A 20,477-nucleotide genomic window follows, 5' to 3' on the forward strand; every position below is an offset into this window, starting at 1 on the left:
CAGATTATATGCAAAGTCTTCGTGTAGAACTTGGTCAGCGCAGCTACTCCATCCATATTGGCAGCGGCATCATCAGCGACTCAAACCTCTTCGCCCCGGTTTTGGGTAAGGGACCGGTCGCCATCATTACCGACACGAATGTCGCGCCACTCTACCTGAAGACCCTGCAAAATACCCTCAATGTCCTGAACAAGAATTCACTGGTCATCACCCTGCCTGCGGGCGAAGAAAGCAAGTCCCTCGACAATATCCAGATCATTACCGGGCAGCTGCTCAGCGCCGGTTATGGCCGCGATTGTACACTCTGCGCGCTCGGCGGTGGGGTGGTGGGTGATATCACCGGCTTTGCTGCTGCCGTTTATCAACGCGGCGTTGCCTGTGTGCAAATTCCCACCACCCTGCTGGCCATGGTGGATTCTTCCGTAGGTGGAAAAACCGGTGTTAATCATCCCTTGGGTAAAAACATGATCGGTGCTTTTTATCAGCCCCGCACGGTCATCGTCGATACAGATACCCTCGACAGCCTGCCAGAACGGGAGTTTCGTTCAGGTCTTGCCGAAGTGATCAAATACGGACTGATTAACGATCCCGGTTTTTTTTCCTGGCTGGAAGACAACCTGGATGCCGTGCTCGCCCGCGACACCGAGGCCCTGGCAAAAATCATCAAAACCTCCTGCCGGGACAAGGCGGATGTGGTCGCCAGGGACGAGCTGGAAGGGGGGCTGCGCGCCATTCTGAATTTTGGTCACACTTTTGGCCATGCCATTGAAGCAGCCAGTGGTTACGGACATTATCTGCATGGCGAAGCAGTAGCTATCGGGATGGTCATGGCCGCTGATCTTTCCCGTCGCCTGGACCTGCTGCGGGAAAGTGAACAAAATCGCATTTTCAAATTGATCAAGGCAGCGGGACTCCCTACTCTGGCCCCACGCCTGGAAACTTCCGTCTATCTGGATTTCATGAAAGTCGATAAAAAAGCGGAAGGCGGTCAAATCCGCTTCATTCTTCTCAATAGCATTGGCAACGCCCTGATTACCGGCGATGTGCCGCCTGCGGCCATTATCCAGACCCTGCAGGCTTTTATGGAGCGTAGTGCATGAACGAAATCAACAAGGCCACTGCAGAATTGCAGGCAGAAATGGCACAGCGCATGGCTCTCAATCCCGGGGGAACCCGGCGTATTGGTAATTTTGGCTTCATCGAACTGGAAGAAAGCTGGGGAGATGAAGCCACCATCATCAATACCGCCCGTATCAGCACGACCAATCAACGTCTGAAAAATGGGCATGATTTTAACGAGCGCGATCGCAATCTGCTCTACCAGCTGCTCCGCGATCAGCATGGCACCCCCTTTGAAACCATCTACTTCCGTTTTCGCTTTATTGCGCCCATTTTTGTGCTCCGCCAATGGGTCAAACACCGGGTTTCCAGCTGGAATGAATTTTCCATGCGTTACCGCAAGCCCATCTCTGTTGCCTATATTCCTGATGAGTCGGCACGCACGGTAGATGGTTACGCCGTTTTGGACGATACGGTGATGGCCGAATACGAAGCCCTGATGGGTCAACTTTTCCAGTGGTATGAAACCCAGTACAGCGCTGCCTGCACACGCATTGATCAGGCCCGCGAATCCGGCGGACTGGCACCCAAAGAGGGGGGGCGTGACCCTTATCGGGGGCGTGCCCGGGAGCTTCTCCGTAACGTCATGCCCGTTGCTGCCTACTCGGATGTGTATTGGACCATCAACTTTCGTAGCCTCATGAATTTTTTCAAATTGCGACGCAAAAAAGATGCCCAGTATGAAATCCGCGAATATGCAGATGCGGCTTATGCGCTTTTTGCCGCCCGCCTGCCATTGCTGGCCGAAACCATGCAGCGGGTCATCGACGAGTCGGAACAATCCCCGTCCAGCGAGGAGCATGCTGGTCGTGCAGAATAAACCAGGCAGCGTTTTTCAGGGGATGCTGGCCCCCTACGCCGCCCGTGCCGAAAGCAGCCTGGGCCGCAAACATCCCGAAACGCCTCCGGAAAGCCGCAGCCCCTTTCAGCGCGACCGCGACCGGGTCATTCATTCCAGCGCTTTTCGCCGTCTGGAGTATAAAACTCAGGTGTTCGTCAATCATGAGGGAGATTTGTATCGCACGCGTCTCACCCACACGCTCGAAGTCGCGCAGGTTGGACGTGCCATTGCCCGGCAGCTGGGACTGGATGAAGATCTGGTAGAAGCCATCGCCCTGGCCCATGATCTCGGCCATACCCCCTTTGGTCACGCCGGGCAGGATGCGCTGCAGGAATGCATGGGCGATCTCGGCGGCTTCGAGCATAATATTCAGTCCCTGCGGATTGTGGACCGTCTTGAAGTCCGTTATGGAGATTTTCCCGGTCTGAACCTGAGTTTTGAGACCCGCGAAGGCATTCTCAAACATTGCGCCAAAAGCAAAGCCGCCGATCTGGGCGATGTGGGCGAGCGTTTTCTGCGCGGTACCCAACCTTCCCTGGAAGCGCAAATTACCAATCTGGCCGATGAAATCGCCTACAATAATCATGATATAGACGATGGCCTGCGCGCGGGCCTGCTGGATTTGCAGGAACTGTGCAGCAACAGCCTGTACGGCCCGATCTATGCCGAAGTACAGGATCGGTATCCGGACGCCTCCAGAACCATTCTCCGTCACGAAACCGGCAGACGCCTGATCAATCTGCTGATTAATGACCTGGTTGCGGAAACTCGACAGCGTATCCAGAGTGATCACATCACCAGCATTGCCGAGGTCCGGGCCAGTACCCGGCCACTGGCGGCTCACAGTCCGGAAATCGCTGGCCAAATCAAGTCGCTGAAAAGCTTTCTGTTTCATCGCATGTATCGGCACCCCCGGGTTCACCGGCAGGCGGAAAAAGCCAAACGCCTGGTGCGCCGTCTTTTTCACACCCTGCGCGAAGATCCCCGCCTGCTCCCCCTGAAATATCAGGCCCGCATCCAGGCCACAGATCAGCAGGAAAAAAGCAGGGCCCGCATAGTCGCCGATTACATTGCCGGCATGACCGACCGCTTTGCCATTGCTGAATATGACCGGCTCTTTGATCCCCATGGTGAAGCCTGACAAGCGGTTCTCCTGCGCCTCTTGGAGCCCGTCCATAAGCCCGCTATAATGTCCAGCCCTGCTTTGCAGTTCAGCGACAGGGTGACAGAACGGACCAGGTGACCTAATGACGCAAAGCTTATACTCCTCCGACTTTGAAAGAGATTCCTGCGGCTTCGGGCTGATTGCCCAGATGGATAATCAGGCCAGCCATGCCATTGTCGCCACGGCCATTGCCTCACTGGCCCGCCTGACGCATCGCGGTGCAGTGGCCGCTGATGGTAAAAGTGGTGACGGCTGCGGCCTGCTGGTCCAGATGCCGCGCGCGTTCTTCCACAGCGTTGCGGCAGAAATGGGTATCAAGCTCCCTGAACATTTTGGTGTGGGTCAGTTTTTCCTGCCCCGGGACGCCACCCTTGCCCAGACCATCCGTGATGCATTGGATGCAGAAGCCCGGGATCTCGGCCTGAGCAGTGTTGTCTGGCGGCAGGTACCGACCGACAACTCGGCTTGCGGAGAAGAAGCCCTGAGCAGCTTGCCAGCCGTCTGGCAGGTATTTGTCGGCCTGCCCGAAGATCAGGACGTGGATACGCATGAGCGGCTTTTGTATCGCCTGCGTCGCCGGGTAGAAAAGCGTTTCGTCGCAGACCCGCAATTTTTTGCCGTCACCTGTTCTTCTCAGGTAATCGGCTATAAGGGCCTGGTCCTTCCGGAAAATCTTCCAGTATTTTATCCCGACCTGCGCGACTCGCGCTTCAGCTCGGCACTGGTCACCTATCACCAGCGCTTTTCCACCAACACCTGGCCGGAGTGGCGCCTTTGCCAGCCTTTCCGGATTCTCGCCCATAATGGCGAACTGAATACGGTGCAGGGTAATCGCCTCTGGGCCAAGGCCCGGGAAGCGCAATTGCACAGTGACCTGCTGCCCATGGCTGAGGTACTTCCGGCCGTAGGCGGTGGCAGTGATTCCTTCAGTCTCGACAATATGCTGGAGCTGCTGGTGCAGGGCGGCATGGACTTCTTCAAGGCCATCCGTCTGCTGGTGCCCCCGGCCTGGCATAATGTTCCGCATATGGAGCCGGCTCTGCGGGCTTTTTATGAATATCACTCCATGCGCATGGAAGCCTGGGATGGCCCCGCCGGTCTGGTTCTGAACACAGGCCGCATCGCCGCCTGTGCCCTGGATCGCAATGGTTTGCGGCCAGCGCGTTATGTTATCACCAAAGACCGCATCATCAACATTGCTTCGGAAGTAGGCGTTTTCGACTACCAGCATCAGGATATTGCCGTGCAGGGCCGGGTCGGACCCGGCCAGCTGGTCGCGGTCGATATGGCCAGCGGACGCTTCCTCGACTCGGAAAGCATCGATACCGAAATCATGAACAGTCATCCTTATCGGGAATGGCTGGATGAATTTGCGGAGCATCTGCATCGCGATGACAATGATCTGACCCCGGCCCTCCCCGTTACCGACCTGCTGCTCAGCGAAAAGGCCTTTGGCGTCAGTTTTGAGGAAGAAGATCAGGTCATCCGCATTCTCGCCGAAGGCGCTCAGGAAGCGGTGGGCTCCATGGGCGACGACACCCCGATGGCCGTACTTTCCGGACAGAAACGCCACATTGCCGATTATTTCCGGCAGCAGTTTGCGCAGGTCACCAATCCCCCCATTGATCCCCTGCGTGAAGCCCTGGTAATGTCCCTGAATACGGTGATTGGCAGCGAAAGCAATCTGTTCGCAGAACGCCCCGAATATGCCCGCCGCATCGAAATTCAGTCACCCATTCTTTCAGACAGTACTTTTGTCGCCCTGACCAGTCGTGAAGAACCGGCCTTTCGCAGTCAGACTTTCAGCCTCTGCTATTCGGCCGCAGACAGCAACCTGGGTGGGGCCATTGAAGCGCTCTGTGAAGAAGTAATTACCGCTGTCCGCCATGGTGCCGTCATTCTGGTGCTGTCCGATCATGCCCTGGAGCGGGATCGCCTTTACATTCCGGCGCTCATGGCAGTAGGGGCTGTTCATCATGCACTCATTGATGCGGGCTTACGGACCCGAGCCAACATTGTCGTAGCCACGGCGCATGCCCGCGATCCCCATCAGTTTGCCACCCTGATTGGCTATGGGGCGACGGCCGTCTATCCTTACCTCAGCTATGCCATTGTCCGCAGCCTCAGTGAACGGCACGCCTTCAGTCAGCCCCTGACCCTGGTCAAGGCCCTGGAAAATTATCGCAAGGGCATCGACAAGGGGCTCTACAAAATCCTCTCGAAAATGGGCATATCCACCCTCGCCTCCTATCGCAGTACCCAGCTTTTTGAAGCCCTGGGTCTGGATGAACTGGTGGTGGAGCGTTGTTTCAAGGGTACCGTCAGCCGGATTGCCGGGGCCAGTTTTGAACTGCTCGAAGCCGATATCCGCCAGCAGGTGCGCGATGCCTACATTCCCAGAAAAACCCTGCCCGTCGGTGGATTACTGAAATATGTGAATGGGGGTGAGTATCATGCCTACCATCCCGATGTCGTCCAGAGCCTGCAAACAGCCGTCAAATCCGGACGCTATGAGGATTACCAGGTGTTTGCAGGGCTGGTCAACGAACGTCCGGTCACCAACCTGCGGGATTTGCTGCAACTGAAAAGCACTGCGCAACCCATCCCCCTCGGTGAAGTGGAGTCCATTGAAGCCATTACTCCGCGTTTTGATACGGCAGCCATGTCCCTGGGGGCGCTGTCGCCGGAAGCCCACGAAGCCCTGGCGATTGCCATGAACAGCATTGGTGGGCGCTCCAACTCGGGTGAAGGCGGCGAAGATCCTGCCCGCTACCACAACAATAAGGTCAGCAAAATCAAACAGATTGCTTCGGGGCGCTTTGGTGTGACGCCAGAGTATGCGGTCAATGCCGAAGAATTGCAGATCAAGGTTGCCCAGGGGGCCAAACCCGGTGAAGGGGGTCAACTGCCCGGTCACAAAGTCAGTGGCATCATTGCCCGGTTGCGTTATGCCAAGGAAGGCGTGGCCCTGATCAGCCCCCCGCCTCACCACGACATTTACTCCATTGAAGATCTGGCCCAGCTCATTTTTGATCTCAAGCAGATCAACCCCCAGGCTTATGTGTCCGTCAAACTGGTTTCTGAAGCGGGCGTCGGTACCATTGCTGCGGGCGTGGCCAAGGCCTATGCCGATCGCATTACCATTGCCGGTTATGATGGCGGCACCGGCGCCAGCCCGCTGACATCGGTCAAATATGCCGGATCCCCCTGGGAACTGGGACTTGCCGAAACCCAGGTCACCCTGCGTCGCAACCAGTTGCGGCATCGGGTACGCCTGCAGGCTGATGGTGGCTTCAAAACCGGTCTGGATGTCATCAAGGGGGCCTTACTGGGTGCGGAAAGCTTTGGCTTCGGCACTGCACCAATGATTGCCCTGGGCTGCAAATACCTGCGTATCTGCCATCTCAACAACTGTGCTACCGGCATTGCCACCCAGGATGAAACCCTGCGCAAGCATTTCACCGGTCTGCCGGAAATGGCCATCAATTACTTCCGCTTTGTCGCCGAAGAAGCCCGTCAGATCATGGCGCAGCTGGGTATCCGCCGCTTTGACGAACTGATTGGTGCCAGCCAGTTGCTGGAAATCGGTGGAGCCCAGACTGAAAAGCAGGAGCGTCTGAATTTGTTGCCGCTACTCGCCAATGCAGAGCTGCGCAATGCCGATGTCAACTTCCACACCCAGGACCGGAATCCGCCCTTTGATCAGGGCGAACTGGCCGAACAGATGGTCAAGGATGCCCGTCCGGCACTGGAAGACAAAATTCCCACCCGTTTGCACTATCCAATCCGCAACGTCAATCGCTCCATTGGCGCCCGCCTGTCCGGGGAAATCGCGCGCCGTTACGGGAATAGTGGCCTGCCTGATGACAGCATTCATGTGGAACTGACGGGCACGGCCGGTCAGTCTTTTGGTGCCTTCTGCGTGCAGGGTGTAACCCTGCAACTGCATGGGGATGCCAATGATTATGTGGGCAAGGCCATGAACGGCGGCACCATTGTCATTGCCCCCCCGGCAGGGACCAGTTATGCCAGCCAGGACTCGGCCATTGTCGGCAATACCTGCCTGTATGGCGCCACAGGTGGGCGCCTGTTTGCCGCAGGGCGCGCCGGAGAACGCTTTGCAGTGCGCAATTCCGGGGCCATTGCCGTCATTGAAGGCGCAGGGGATCATGCCTGCGAGTACATGACCGGAGGCCAGGTCATCATTCTCGGCTCCGTGGGTGTCAATTTTGGTGCGGGCATGACAGGTGGTCTCGCTTTTGTCCGCGATCAGGCCCGGCAGTTCGCCGATCAGGTCAATGGCGAACTGGTCAACTGTCACCGCATCGAGACCGAATCCATGCGCGGCTATGCGGCCCTGCTCCGCCGTCATGTCGAAACCCACGTTGCCCAAACCGGCAGCAGCTACGCCGCCAGCCTGCTGAAAGACTGGTCCCATTTCATTCGTGATGTCTGGCTCGTGGTGCCCAAGGCAGCGAAGCTGGATGTTCTGCTGGAAGAAGCCAGCTGATTCTCAGCGCTATATCCCGAGGAAAAATTATGAGCCATTTTGCCTTCATCGAAGACCCACGGCAGGACCCGAAAAAACTGGACGTAGAAGAACGCCGCGAAGCGTTCAAGGAAATCTACACCAGTTTTGATCTGGACAGTGCCAAGCTCCAGGCCGATCGCTGCCTGCATTGCGGTAACCCCTATTGTGAATGGAAGTGCCCGGTGCACAATTACATTCCCAACTGGCTGCAGCTGATTGTTGAAAACCGCATTGAAGAAGCGGCAGAACTTTCCCATCAGACCAATACCCTCCCGGAAATCTGCGGACGCATTTGCCCGCAAGACCGGCTTTGCGAAGGCGCCTGCACCCTCAATGATGGCTACGGAGCCGTCACTATCGGCAATCTCGAAAGATTCATCAGCGAGGAAGCCCTGGCACGCGGCTGGCGTCCCAGCACCGGTACCGTCAGCCCCAACGGTAAAAAGGTGGCCGTCGTCGGAGCCGGACCTGCAGGACTGGGGTGTGCGGATGTTCTCAATCGTGCCGGCACCAAAGTCACCGTTTTTGATCGCTATCCCGCCGTGGGCGGGCTGCTGACTTTTGGTATTCCACCCTTCAAGCTGGAAAAGGAAGTCATTGCCCGCCGCGCTGATCTGCTGCAGGAAATGGGCATTGAGTTTCAACTGGGAACAGAAATAGGTAGAGACATTTCCCTGGCACAACTGCTGAACGACTTTGATGCCGTCTTCCTCGGCATGGGCACCTATACCGCCAAGACCGGCAATCTCCCCGGTGAGCATCTCCCCGGCGTCATCAAGGCATTGTCTTATCTGATTGCCAACACCCGTCATCTGATGCAGCTTCCGGACCCGACTCTGCCCTACATCAACCTTTCCGGCAAAAAAGTCGTCGTACTGGGTGGTGGCGATACGGCCATGGATTGTGTGCGGACTGCCGTGCGTCAGGGCGCCAGCAGCGTCATTTGTGCTTATCGCCGCGATGAACAAAACATGCCCGGCTCCCGGCGGGAAGTCGCCAATGCCCGAGAAGAAGGCGTGAAATTCCTCTTCAATCGCCAGCCCGTCGAAATTATCGGCACTGAACAAGAGGGTACAAAGGCTGTCCGTATGGTGGAAACGCGACTGGGCGAATCCGACGCCAAAGGTCGCCGTCACCCCGAACTCATCCCCGGTTCCGAACAGATTCTGGATGCGGATGTGGTCATCATTGCCTTTGGCTTTGATCCCTCCCCCGCCTCCTGGTTTGGAGAACACGGCATTGAAACCGACGAGCGCGGCCGGATTCGCACCAATGCTCAGTTTCAGACCAGTAATACCCGCATTTTTGCGGGCGGCGATATGCGGCGCGGTTCGGATCTGGTGGTCACTGCGGTGGATGAAGGCCGCAAAGCCGCCGAGGGTATTCTCGATCAGTTGGGAGTTTAAGGATTATGGCCAGCACCTTGCACAATGATCGTTTTCTGCGCGCCTGCCTGCAGCAGCACGTAGATCAGGTTCCGGTCTGGCTGATGCGGCAGGCGGGACGCTACCTCCCGGAATACCGTGCCACCCGTGCCCGGGCGGGTGACTTTCTGACCCTCTGCACCACGCCGGAACTGGCCTGCGAAGTCACCTTACAACCCATCGACCGCTTTCCCCTGGACGCCGCCATCCTCTTCTCGGACATTCTCACCATCCCCTACGTGATGGGTCTGGGCTTGAGTTTTCAGGAAGGAGAAGGCCCGGTTTTCGAAAAGCCCCTGCGCTCTGCGGCGGACATTGCCCGCCTCAGTCAACCTGATCCTGAAAATGAACTGCGTTTTGTGATGGATGCCGTACGCCTGATTCGTCGCGAGCTCGATGGGCGCGTACCCCTCATCGGTTTTGCCGGCAGCCCCTGGACCCTCGCCTGCTACATGATCGAAGGCCGTGGCAGCCGGGATTTCATCCATATCAAAAGCCTGCTTTACAGCGATCCCGCCACCTTGCACCATTTGCTGGCGCATCTTGCCATTTCAGTAACCGCCTATCTGAATGCCCAGATTGCTGCTGGTGCCCAGGCTGTCATGCTTTTTGATACCTGGGGCGGCAGCCTCAGCACTCCCGCCTATGCAGCGTTTTCTCTGGCCTATATGACCCGGATTATTGCCGGCCTGCGCCGCGAAGCAGACGGGAGAAAGGTTCCCGTCATCATCTTTACCAAAGGCGGTGGCAACTGGCTGGAAGCCATGGCCGACAGTGGTGCCGATGTCATCGGACTCGACTGGAGTACGGAACTGCATGTCGCCCGGCAGCGGCTGGGTCAAAAGGTTGCCCTGCAAGGAAATATGGATCCTGTTGCTTTATATGGCAGCACCGAAGGAGTACGGCAGGAAGCCCTGCGGGTTCTGGAAAGTCATGGGGCTGGAACAGGCCATATTTTCAATCTGGGACATGGAATTACGCCCCAAACCCCCCTGGAGAATGTTGCGACCCTCGTGGATACGGTGCATGGCTGGAACCCTGCAAGGCAGTCCCTTCAAGATTGAACCTAAAACGGCCGTTGCCGGGGGTTGAAAAGAGTTAAATTTCAGCCGCCGTGACTGCGTCGCCAGGCTGCCCAGGCATCGCGCAGGGGATGACGCCCACGACGCGGCTGCAGATAAGTCACCGAAGCACCCTGTTCCATGCGCTGCAAAGCTTCACTGATTGCCATACGGGTTTGTTGCGCCAATTGTCGCCGCCCCAGCTCAGGGGGTAAGGCCGGCAGAAACTCGACACGCAGGGTCAAGGGTGCGGCAGCGGCCAGCCGCCAGAGATGTCCGAACAAACTGTCGTCCCCAACAAAAGGACACAATCCATCCGGTTGCCCCGGTTGCAGCACATCCTCATACCGCAGAGCCACCGGAACCGTTTCAGCTTTGGCGGCTGCGGCTGTCTCAAAAGGCGCGGCATAAAATTCGCCCACCGATTTACCATCACTGGTGGTTCCTTCCGGAAACAGCACCACGCTGGTTCCTGCCATAATAATGTCACTGGCCTGACGCATGGTGCGCTGACTGGCCCGGGCATCGCTGCGATCAATAAACAAGGTCCCCAGCCAGACCCCCATGATCCCGAAAAAGGGCCAGTCACGCATCTCCTTTTTCGCCACAAAACGGCCGGGAATCAAGGTCGCCAGAGCCAGAATATCCAGATAAGACACATGGTTGGCGGCAATCATCACGGGTTCTGCCGGGATTTTACCATCTACACGCAGGCGAATTCCCAAAACCCGCAAGGCGCGACGACTCCACCAGGCAAAAGCCCGATAACTGGAAGCATCAGGTTGCGCTTTGCGGGCACAAGTCCACAGTGCCAGCGGGTAAGCCAACAAAAGGTAAAACAACAACATAGGAACCCGCCAAAAACGCCGCATGACATTGGGCCGCATACGCCGCAAACGCCGCCCCGGATAGTGAATAAGAACCGGAGCCGGCGTTTGTTTACGCCTTCTCATTTTCTGCGGCCCACCGGTTCCAGAAAGCGCTGCTGATAACGAGGAGTCATGAGGCTGGATTCACACCACACAAAAAAATCCGCGCAGTGAAACTGGGGATCCCAGAACGGTTCTCCTCCCACCCGGACACCGGCCCGCAAATATCCCTTCAAAAGAGAAGGCAAAGAAGCGGCTTCCACTTCTGCCAGCCGGTCAAAACCCGGAACCTCGCGCAGTGGGAAAACCCGTTGTTCCTGCGGAGTCAAATATTGCTGAAGTTGCTGATACAACGCCCCAAGGGCCGGGCCATCGGTACTGTGCACACTCGCGCAACCCATCAGGTAATCGATCTGCCACATGGACATGGCCTCGGCCAGCCCCGACCAGAGCAGGGTAATCACCCCGCCCTGACGGTAATCGGGATGTACGCAGGAACGACCCAGCTCCATGATCCGGCTATTCAGGGCGAGCAGACGGGATAAATCAAACTCTGTCTCGGCATAATAACGACCCACCGAAGGGACTTTCTCGGGCAGGAACAGGCGGTAAGTACCCACCACTTCCTGACGGTTTTCATCCTCTACAATCAGGTGCTCACAAAAAGGATCATACTCATCCTGATCCAGACCCGGCCCACCACTGAGTTGGGCACCATACTCGGCACTGAACACTTCATAACGTAAACGTTGCGCTGCTTCCACTTCGTCCTGATGGCGTGCCAGATAAAGTCGCAAGGAACGATCTTTTTTCTTAGTCACGTGATCGGTACTGCCGTGAGATTGAGTGCTTAACATGCAGGGCTCTCCGTGCAAAAACGATAGCAAACCTTCCTTATTATGACTCACAAATATGACAATAGTGCGGCACTTTTATGAACTTTTTATGACAAACAAGATCCAGTTCACCCAATAGGGCCATTTTATAGCATGATTCAGACTTTACCAGTCCCAGGCGCAAAATAATCGACCACCTGCAAAAATCCGCCGCCGAAGTCTTGCACCCTGCGCCCGCAATGGCTACTGTATAACACTGTTCCAGCATACCTTGCCAAGAGGTGAAGTTTTTATCATGCCTGCCGCACCCGAGGAAGCCGATGACAGCCCATACTGCTGTTGTTCGGCCGCCACTTTTATGGAAATTCTGGAGCGCCAACGCGCTGAACCTTTACCTTTCATGGAACTGCTGATGGTCCACGCCGGTTGTGGCGGCGGTTGCGGAAGCTGTATTGACGATCTTGAGGCTTACCTCCGTCAGCACGACGCTTACATCGAAGATTGAAGTTGTCCTGTGACTTTCAGCCACCCTGGTGGTCCCGGGGTGGGCATCAACAAACCATCTGGGCGCCCTTTTTCGCCCGCTCCGGCAAGGTTCCCCTGCGTCGTGAAATCTGGACCACACCCGATCAAGATCAAGTAGCCGTCGACTGGATAGACGCCCCTCCCCAAGCACCTGTGGTCATTTTGTTTCATGGCCTGGGTAGCAGCTCACGGGGGCATTATGCACTGGCACTGGCAAGTGCCCTGCGCCACAGGGGATGGGGCGGCTGTTTCATCAATTTTCGCGGCTGCGGTGGCATCGACAATCGCCTGCCCCGCAGTTATCACGCTGGCGACAGCGCCGAAATTGCCTGGATGCTGGAAAAGGTTGCGCAGATACTGCCCGACAATAAGCGTTATGCAGTGGGTGTTTCCCTGGGCGGCAATGCCCTTCTGAAATATCTTGGTGAACAGGGGGGCAACGCCAACGCGGTTCTCAGCAAAGCCGCTGGCGTCTGTGCCCCTATTGATCTGGTAGCGACTGCTGAATTTCTGCAGAAAGGCAACATCCGTTTTTACAATCGTTACTTTCTGACAAACATGAAACAGAGCGTACGCCGCTTGCAGCGACGCTATCCGGAACTGGCAGATTGGTCACAGGTTTTTTCCGCCAAAAACCTGTATGATTTCGACGAATATTTTACGGCACCGGTACACGGTTTCGCAGGCGCGCGCAGTTTTTGGGAAGCAGGATCATCCGCTCCCCTGCTTCGTCATATTACCGTGCCTACCCTGCTGCTAAACAGCGCGGATGACCCGATTGTACCCATAGCCAGCGTTCGTAAGGCCCTGTTGAGTCCGGCGATAACGCCCTGCGAAACCCCACATGGTGGGCATGTAGGCTTCATGTCCGGGCCTTTTCCCGGACGTCTGGACTGGTTACCGCACACATTGCTGGATTATTTTGACGGGAGGAACAACGCATGAGCGATCATCTGCAACCACGCCTGCGGGTTTTACTGGCAGAAGCCATTGCCATTGGCCCCGGCAAAGCCGAGTTGCTTCGCCATATCCGCGAAACCGGTTCCATTTCCGCTGCGGCCCGCTGTATGCACATGAGTTACCGACGCGCCTGGTTATTGGTAGACACCATGAATCACAGTTTTCTGGCACCCGTGGTCAGCACCGCTACCGGCGGCAGTCATGGCGGCGGTGCACATCTGACGGAAATGGGTGAAGAAGTACTGCGCCGCTATGAAGCCATGGAAGAAAAAGCCAATGCCACGCTAGCCCCGGACATTGCCGAATTCCGCAAACTCATGCAACTCCAGCCCCGGGAGCAGCCAAAATCGTGAAAAACCTGCTTCGGGAAGTACTCTGCAGCCGGGTTTATGATGTCGCCCGGGAAACCCCGCTGGAGGCCGCACCCAAGCTGAGTGCACGCCTGCAGCGCGAGGTTCTGTTCAAGCGCGAAGACCTGCAACCGGTTTTCAGCTTCAAACTACGCGGTGCCTACAACAAAATCGCCCAACTTTCCGCCGCCGAAAAAGCTGCCGGCGTCATCACCGCCAGCGCGGGCAACCATGCCCAGGGCGTCGCCTACTCCGCCCAGAAACTGGGCATTCGTGCCATCATCGTCATGCCTTCCACCACTCCCGAAATCAAGGTCAATGCGGTGCGGGCACGGGGCGCCGAAGTGATTCTGCACGGCGATAACTTTTCGGACGCCCAGACCCACTGTTTCCAACTGGTACAGCAATCAGGCATGGTATTTATCCCCCCCTTTGATGATCCTCTGGTCATCGCCGGGCAGGGAACCGTGGGGGCAGAAATATTGCGGCAGCGGGGCGCCGGTCTGGAGGCGATTTTTGTGCCCGTCGGTGGTGGTGGGCTGATCGCCGGAGTAGCCGCGTACCTCAAGTCCATTGTCCCGGAAATTCGCGTCATTGGCGTCGAGCCTTTTGAAGCCGATGCCATGTATCAGTCCCTGCAGGCCGGGAAACGGGTCGTGCTGCCCCAGGTGGGCATTTTCGCCGACGGTGTGGCCGTCAAACAGGTCGGTGAACACACCTTCGCCCTCTGCCAGCAATATGTGGATGAGGTCATCCGGGTCAGTAATGATGAAATCTGCGCCGCCATCAAGGATGTATTTGATGAAACCCGCTCCATCATGGAACCCGCTGGCGCTCTTGCCCTCGCCGGGCTGAAACGCAAGGCAGCTGAAGACCCTGGACGGGGCGGGGCCTGGGTCGCACTGCTCTCTGGCGCCAACATGAATTTTGACCGGCTGGGCTTCATTGCCGAGCGCGCCGAACTGGGCGAAGCCCGGGAAGCCCTGTTTGCCGTCACCATTCCGGAAACGCCCGGTGCCTTCCGGGATTTTTGTACAGCAATTGGCCAGCGCGTCGTCACCGAATTCAACTATCGCCTGCACCGCCGGGATTGCGCCCATATTTTTGTCGGCGTCGCCATTCGTAATCGGGAAGACGCCGCCGCCCTCCTCCGGCAATTACAGGAAAACGGGCACCAGGCACTGGACCTCAGTGAGGACGAAATGGCCAAGCTGCACATCCGCCACATGGTCGGCGGTCATGCCAGCGAAGCACAAAACGAACGCATCTACCGCTTTGAGTTCCCGGAAAGGCCGGGGGCGCTCATGGAATTTCTGGAAAAGCTGGGCGGCCAGTGGAACATCAGCCTGTTTCATTACCGCAATAACGGCGTTGACCTGGGGCGCGTCCTGGCCGGTTTTGAAGTCCCTGATACGGATCTGCAGCGTTTTGAAGCAATGCTCAGCAAGGTAGGCTATCCGCATTTTTCCGAAAGCAGCAATCCCGCCTACCGCTTTTTTCTGGACCAGGGTGACGCCCCGGTCTAATTCTCGCGGGGCGCAAACATCAAACGTAGGGATTCGCCAATGCCCGCAGCCATGCCGTGCCAGCGTTTGGCCAAATCCGCGTCCATGTGATCCAGCATGGTCTCGTGAAACAAGGCCAGCCAGTCATCCACCAAAGGATTGGTGACCCCCACCGGGGCGTGTTTGTCCCCCAGCGCATAGCGGTAGTCCTTGTAAGGCAGTCCACCCGAAACCGTCCACCAGTAATGCACCAGACGATCCTTGTGCAAGTCCCAATCCTGAACAATGGAAAAAGGCCCAGCCAGAGTCGGATGCACCTGAATACGGTTGTAAAAGTCATCGACCACCGCGCGAATCACCGGCAGGGATATTTTGTCACAGAGCGGCTCAAGCCGCCGCTTGGGGGGATTACTGGTTTCCATTGGATTTATCCGAAATGCCTTGACCAAAGGATCTTAGCAGAATTTTTCATGAGAAGCAGAACGCGTTGCACCCAAGCCCATCCAGATCAGGCAAGTTGCAGAAGGTTAGATCAATCAGCATTGCCTAACATGGAAATTCACTACATAATAAAATTAATTAATAAATTCAATAAGTAATGGTTATTTTTTATTACCAGAATATAACCATGTGTTACTAAGGAATAAACACTTATGCGCCGTAAAATATGTTTATGCCTCTGCACTGTTTTGACTTCGCTGGCGGGAGCAGGCACAGCCTCTGCGGAAAGTCTTGCCTGGATGGCCACTTATCCTTATGGGCAGGCCCCAACCCAAAGCTTATTGCAGCAGGCCTCGCTCCGGCGTCCTATGAGCAGGCAACGGCGACCCTGCCCAGTCGCACTTCCAGCCAATCTGCCATTACCAAAAGCCATAGCATAGCGCCGCAGTCATCATCCGTGCCTCCCTGGTGGAATCAGCCTCTGGAACAGGAACTGCAATCTTCGCCGCACGCGCTGCTGCCTTCTCCAGAAAATGGTTCTTCCCCTTCCGCCAAAAAGCCCTGGCCCTGGTATGACACACCACTCGGCGTACTGGGCATTGGCGTTGTGGCAACCGGCGTTACATTTGCGTTTGATCATGGCATCAATCAATACGCAGAAACCCATATCAGCTACAACGTCCGTAAGCATATCGCCCTGAATTTTGCGGATGTCATTACCGACAGCGCCGCCATATTCGCCGGAACCACCTGGTTTCAAAGCCCCTGGGCCAGCGCCAAGCTGGCGCATACTTCCAGTGTTGCCTTAACCGCAGCCGCAGCCACCACCGTAGAAGTTTTTGCGCTGAAATATGCATTTGGCAGAACCAGACCCAGTGGCCCCAATAGCAATTCCATGAGCTTTCATCCCTTCAGCTCACGGTACACGCTCTTCGACACCAGTTTTATTTTCCGTGGCGGCACCGGCAACACCGCTTCCTTCCCCTCCGGCCACACCGCCATCGCCTTCGCGCTCATTACGCCCTACGCACAAAACTACCATCTTCCCTGGCTGTACAGTCTGCCAGTTCTTGTAGGGATCAGCCGCATTATTGCGGTCAATGGTCACTGGGCCTCAGATGTTGTTGCCGGTGGCTTTGTCGGCTGGCTGACGGCAGACCTGACCAACAGATTGTTTCCAAACAGTAATTACGGCTTCATGCTGTTTGGCGATGGCGTAGGATTTTATGGCAAATTTTAACGGGAACCACTTGTGAAAATACTGAATAAACAATGGGTAAAAGTACCCCTGATGATCGCCATGACCAGCGCCATCCTCTCCGGTTGCGCCATCATGACCGATGGACCCAACGCCAGTCCTTACCAGCGAGCCCCGCAAAAGCTCCCCTCTGCCGTACTGTCCCAGCACGAAGACCATCTTTCCCGTGCCGCCATGGAGCGTTTGCTGCACCAAAACATCACCTACCATCTGGGCGCAGGTGATGTGGTATCCGTCTCGGTGTATCTCCATCCCGAACTGTCCATTCCCGCGCCCATAAGCAGTTCCACAGGGCTGGCAGGGGCCATTGTTACCAATGATGGCAATATCCAGCTTCCCCTGCTGGGCGTCGTGCATGTGGCCGGCATGACCACCAAACAGCTGCAGGCCCATCTCAGCCATCTTTATGCCCATTACATCATTGACCCCAAGGTCAGCGTACAGCTGCAGGTTGCGCACAGTATCCGCTATTACCTGTTGGGTGAATTCATCAAACCCGGCCTGGTTTATTCCGACCGACCGCTCAACTTGCTGGAGGCCATGGCGTTGGGCGGTTCGATCAACCTGACTGATGCCGACTTGCGCAGTGCCTATGTGGTACAAAATGGTCAGAAACTGCCCATCAACTTCCATAAACTGATTCTGGCTGGCGATCTGCAGCAAAATATCCCTCTGAAAACCGGGGATACCGTCGTCATCCCCAGTATCAGTACCATGCGGGTTTATGTGTTCGGCGCGGTCAACAAACCCGGTCCGGTACCTTTTCCCAATGGTCGCCTGAGTCTGTTACAGGCCATTTCTGACGCGGGCATGAATACCAACAGCCTGACTACTGCACGCCTCAGTGAAGTACGCGTCATTCGTTCCGAAGGCGCCAGCGGACAATTTTATGTCATCAATGCAAGACGCATTCTGGAAGGCAAAGCCGCGCCTTTCTGGCTCAAATCCGGAGATATTGTTTTCGTCCCGCAAACGGCGGTCAGCAGCTGGAATCAGACCATTCAATTATTGCTGCCCTCGTTACAGGCTGTTGGCGATATCCTGAATCCCTTTGTGTCCATCAAATACTTGCAGCAATAGGAAAATATTTGTGACGGATCATACCTCAGCACAGCAACCAGCGCGCAGCAGCGCAAACCTTGAAGCCATGCGGGGCGGAATAATGCCCAGCCAAGCGACAGAAGGCAGCGACGAAATCGAGCTTGGCCCACTCTTCCAGTCGCTCAGAGCGGGCTGGCGCCTGCCCGTCTATCTGGGTGGTGTCGCCGCCTTTCTGGCGATTATCTTTGTCCTGTTTGCCCAACCGGTTTTTGAAGCCAGCGGCTCCCTGTATCTGGGAAGTGCAGAAAAAAGCCAATCGGTCTCTTCCAGCGCACTCAGTGGATTCTCGTTGCTCTCCGGGCTCATGCAAGGCTCCAGCATGGCCACTCAGGTCAACGTTGTGCGCAGTCGGGATTTTGTTGAAGAGGCGATTCTCGACAGCGGGCTCAATGCTCAGGTATGGCCGGACGGAGCAGCCACAAACCAGCGTTTCTGGAACTGGCTGCTGGGCGGTCGCTCCCTGTCCATCTACGCAACGCCCGCCAACGGACTCCATGCCTCGCTGGCTGATGTCACCAGCCCCGCACTGAACAAGCAAAAACTCGACGTTCTTTTTTCTGCAGACGGCCATTACCAGATACTGAAAGACAAGCAAGTGGTACTGCAGGGTCAGCTTGGGCAAGATGCCATTGGCCCCGGAATCCGTCTGAAACTGCAGGCAATCCGCCCCCACTACACCCCTCCCGCCCATACCTTATACCATTTACGCATACAGACTCCGCGCGCGGTTTATGATGCCATGACCAAAAGCGGCGCGCTGGGCGTCAATCAGTTAGGCGGCGGCTCCGGAAGCAGTGCGGAAACCACCTATATTGTTAACGTGCATTACCAGAATGCCGATCCTTTTGCTGCCCGGCAGTTTGTCCAGACACTCATGCAAACCTATCTGGACAAAACCCACGCCTGGGCTACCGGACAGGCCGGTGCCAGCTATGATTATCTCAGCACCCAAATGCACAAAATCCGCACTGCGCTTTCGGCAGCCGATGCCAGCCTTGCGCACTATCAGGCACATACGGGTGTCATTGCGGTTTCTGCCGGCGCACAGGCCATGATCAAACAGGAGGCCGACTACGAAACGCAACGTGCCCAAATAGAGCTGCAACTGCACACCCTGCAGCAATTGCGCCAACAACTCTCTGCACCGCAGGCATCCATCAACCCATACATTCTCAACAGCATTGACAACCCGGTCCTGAATCAGCTGAGCGGACGCCTGGCCGCCGCGCAGACCAAGCTCACTTCGCTGGAAAAAATCTACACCCCGGCAGCACCGCAAGTCATTCAGGTTCTTGCAGAAATTCAGTCCATCCAGTCCGCCATTCACAACCTCATCGACAATCAGACTCAAACCGCACAGCAGCAATTACAGTCTCTGGACGCACTGCTCAGCCAATATCAAACCAAAATGGGCAAATACCCCAAGGCCGAACTGAAAGTGATCTCCCTCACCCGCTCCAGCGAGGTTTTGGGCAAGTTGTATATGTTCCTGCTGCAGAAACAGGAAGAAGCCGCCATTCACAAGGCCAGCACCATCACCCGCAACCGGATACTGGATACCGCCCTGGTACACAACCTCCCCGTCTCGCCCAAAGGCAAAAAAACCGTCATCCTGTTCGGGTTACTGGGTGCCTTTTTGGGGATGGCGCTGGTACTGGGAAGATTTCTTTTACTGACCAGCTTCCGCTCCGATGAAGAAATACAGCATCTTTATCCGTTTCTGCCGGTATACGGTTTTCTGCCCGCCGATCACAATACCTCCAATGCATCGAAGCAATTTGAGCTGCCCGATGCGCGTTCGGGCTTTGGTGAGGCAGTGCGTCTGCTGCGGAGTAATGTTTATCTGGCCGCCGGACAAAGCGCCGGACAAATCCTGATGATTGCCTCAGCCACGCCCAAGGACGGGAAAAGTACCGTCGCCTATCAACTGGGTGCGACCATCGCCCAGGACGGCAAAAAAGTGCTGGTTATAGATGCCGACTTACGCAAGCCGCATATCCACGAAATGTTCCGCATCGCCCAGACACCGGGCATTATCGATGTGTTATCCGGTCAGCATTCCTGGCAGGAAGCCGTACGCCCCATTCAGGCACTCCATATGGACCTGATCACTGCAGGCAATACGCCGCCAAACCCCAGCGAATATCTGGGCAGGCACCGCTTTGCCGAAATTTTGCAGGAAATGCGCCAGTCCTATGATTACATTCTGCTGGATACCCCGCCGTTTCCCATGGTGGGCGACGCCCTGCTTTTGGGTAGCCAGGCAGACCGTATCCTCACGGTTGCCCGCGTACATGCCACGCCGCGCAAAGCCTTCAAAGAGCACCTGCAAGGGCTGATCAACCTCGAAAAGCCCTTAGGCGTCATTATCAATGGGGTGCGCGTCAATGCCAGCTATGGTTATGGATACGGATACCACTATGGCGAAACCCGCCCTGAAAAACGCTGGCAGAAAAAACTGCGTAGCTGGCTCCGGAAGTTATGGGGTTGA

General features: G+C 56.2%; 16 protein-coding genes. 13 read left to right on the forward strand and 3 right to left on the reverse strand.

Translation table 11 applies throughout. The features are described 5' to 3' along the window. Nucleotides 1-8: 8 nt before the first annotated feature. From aroB to hemE, 6 genes are all read left to right on the forward strand, one after another. Nucleotides 9-1,100 (forward strand): 3-dehydroquinate synthase, encoded by a 1,092-nt coding sequence (gene aroB / locus H7F11_RS02115; protein ID WP_193649592.1) that lies wholly within the window; start codon nt 9-11, stop codon nt 1,098-1,100. Further along, on the forward strand, nt 1,097-1,939 hold the full coding sequence (gene thyX / locus H7F11_RS02120; protein WP_193649591.1) for an FAD-dependent thymidylate synthase: 843 nt from the start codon (nt 1,097-1,099) through the stop codon (nt 1,937-1,939). Before aroB ends, thyX begins: the two co-directional genes overlap by 4 nt. Continuing rightward, nucleotides 1,920-3,101, forward strand: coding sequence for a deoxyguanosinetriphosphate triphosphohydrolase (locus H7F11_RS02125; protein WP_193649590.1), 1,182 nt, complete (start codon nt 1,920-1,922; stop codon nt 3,099-3,101). The genes thyX and H7F11_RS02125 overlap by 20 nt, the downstream gene beginning before the upstream one ends. A gap of 106 nt (nt 3,102-3,207) precedes the next feature. Further along, nucleotides 3,208-7,635, forward strand: a complete 4,428-nt coding sequence (gene gltB / locus H7F11_RS02130) for a glutamate synthase large subunit (protein ID WP_193649589.1) — start codon at nt 3,208-3,210, stop codon at nt 7,633-7,635. Between the two features lie 29 nt (nt 7,636-7,664). After that, nucleotides 7,665-9,062 carry an FAD-dependent oxidoreductase gene (locus tag H7F11_RS02135; RefSeq protein WP_193649588.1) on the forward strand — a complete coding sequence of 466 codons (1,398 nt, stop codon included), beginning with the start codon at nt 7,665-7,667 and terminating at the stop codon, nt 9,060-9,062. 5 nt (nt 9,063-9,067) lie between these two features. Continuing rightward, nucleotides 9,068-10,144, forward strand: a complete 1,077-nt coding sequence (gene hemE / locus H7F11_RS02140) for a uroporphyrinogen decarboxylase (RefSeq protein WP_193649587.1) — start codon at nt 9,068-9,070, stop codon at nt 10,142-10,144. A 41-nt stretch (nt 10,145-10,185) separates the two neighbouring features. On the opposite strand, the gene H7F11_RS02145 is transcribed toward hemE, so the two are convergent. Next, complete coding sequence (locus tag H7F11_RS02145) at nt 10,186-11,094, reverse strand: lysophospholipid acyltransferase family protein (RefSeq protein WP_193649586.1); 909 nt, start codon at nt 11,092-11,094, stop codon at nt 10,186-10,188. Further along, nucleotides 11,091-11,867: a GNAT family N-acetyltransferase gene (locus H7F11_RS02150; RefSeq protein ID WP_193649585.1), complete on the reverse strand. Its 777-nt coding sequence runs from the start codon at nt 11,865-11,867 to the stop codon at nt 11,091-11,093. Before H7F11_RS02150 ends, H7F11_RS02145 begins: the two co-directional genes overlap by 4 nt. 274 nt (nt 11,868-12,141) lie before the next feature. Between H7F11_RS02150 and H7F11_RS02155 the strand changes: the two genes are divergently transcribed. The 4 genes from H7F11_RS02155 to ilvA are packed head-to-tail and all read left to right on the forward strand — an operon-like array spanning nt 12,142 to nt 15,207. Then, nucleotides 12,142-12,351, forward strand: coding sequence for a (2Fe-2S)-binding protein (locus H7F11_RS02155; protein WP_193649584.1), 210 nt, complete (start codon nt 12,142-12,144; stop codon nt 12,349-12,351). 2 nt (nt 12,352-12,353) lie between these two features. Continuing rightward, nucleotides 12,354-13,316: a YheT family hydrolase gene (locus H7F11_RS02160; RefSeq protein WP_227485178.1), complete on the forward strand. Its 963-nt coding sequence runs from the start codon at nt 12,354-12,356 to the stop codon at nt 13,314-13,316. Then, on the forward strand, nt 13,313-13,684 hold the full coding sequence (locus H7F11_RS02165) for a winged helix-turn-helix domain-containing protein (RefSeq protein ID WP_193649582.1): 372 nt from the start codon (nt 13,313-13,315) through the stop codon (nt 13,682-13,684). The genes H7F11_RS02160 and H7F11_RS02165 overlap by 4 nt, the downstream gene beginning before the upstream one ends. After that, entirely contained in the window at nt 13,678-15,207 is a 1,530-nt protein-coding gene (ilvA, locus tag H7F11_RS02170; protein WP_319803333.1) for a threonine ammonia-lyase, biosynthetic, read from the forward strand. The genes H7F11_RS02165 and ilvA overlap by 7 nt, the downstream gene beginning before the upstream one ends. Here ilvA and H7F11_RS02175 read toward each other — a convergent pair. Then, on the reverse strand, nt 15,204-15,608 hold the full coding sequence (locus tag H7F11_RS02175; RefSeq protein WP_193649580.1) for a truncated hemoglobin: 405 nt from the start codon (nt 15,606-15,608) through the stop codon (nt 15,204-15,206). The genes ilvA and H7F11_RS02175 overlap by 4 nt on opposite strands. 245 nt (nt 15,609-15,853) lie before the next feature. Here H7F11_RS02175 and H7F11_RS02180 point away from each other — a divergent pair, with 245 nt between their 5' ends. The 3 genes from H7F11_RS02180 to H7F11_RS02190 are packed head-to-tail and all read left to right on the forward strand — an operon-like array spanning nt 15,854 to nt 20,477. Further along, the gene (locus H7F11_RS02180; RefSeq protein ID WP_227485179.1) at nt 15,854-16,867 is read left to right on the forward strand and encodes a phosphatase PAP2 family protein; all 1,014 of its coding nucleotides are present in this window, start codon (nt 15,854-15,856) and stop codon (nt 16,865-16,867) included. 12 nt (nt 16,868-16,879) lie between these two features. After that, the gene (locus H7F11_RS02185; protein ID WP_319803330.1) at nt 16,880-17,965 is read left to right on the forward strand and encodes a polysaccharide biosynthesis/export family protein; all 1,086 of its coding nucleotides are present in this window, start codon (nt 16,880-16,882) and stop codon (nt 17,963-17,965) included. Nucleotides 17,966-17,975: 10 nt separating this feature from the next. After that, nucleotides 17,976-20,477 (forward strand): polysaccharide biosynthesis tyrosine autokinase, encoded by a 2,502-nt coding sequence (locus H7F11_RS02190; protein WP_193649578.1) that lies wholly within the window; start codon nt 17,976-17,978, stop codon nt 20,475-20,477.

Origin of the sequence: Acidithiobacillus sp. HP-2 (assembly GCF_015100155.1) — a bacterium.
Lineage (GTDB): Bacteria > Pseudomonadota > Gammaproteobacteria > Acidithiobacillales > Acidithiobacillaceae > Acidithiobacillus.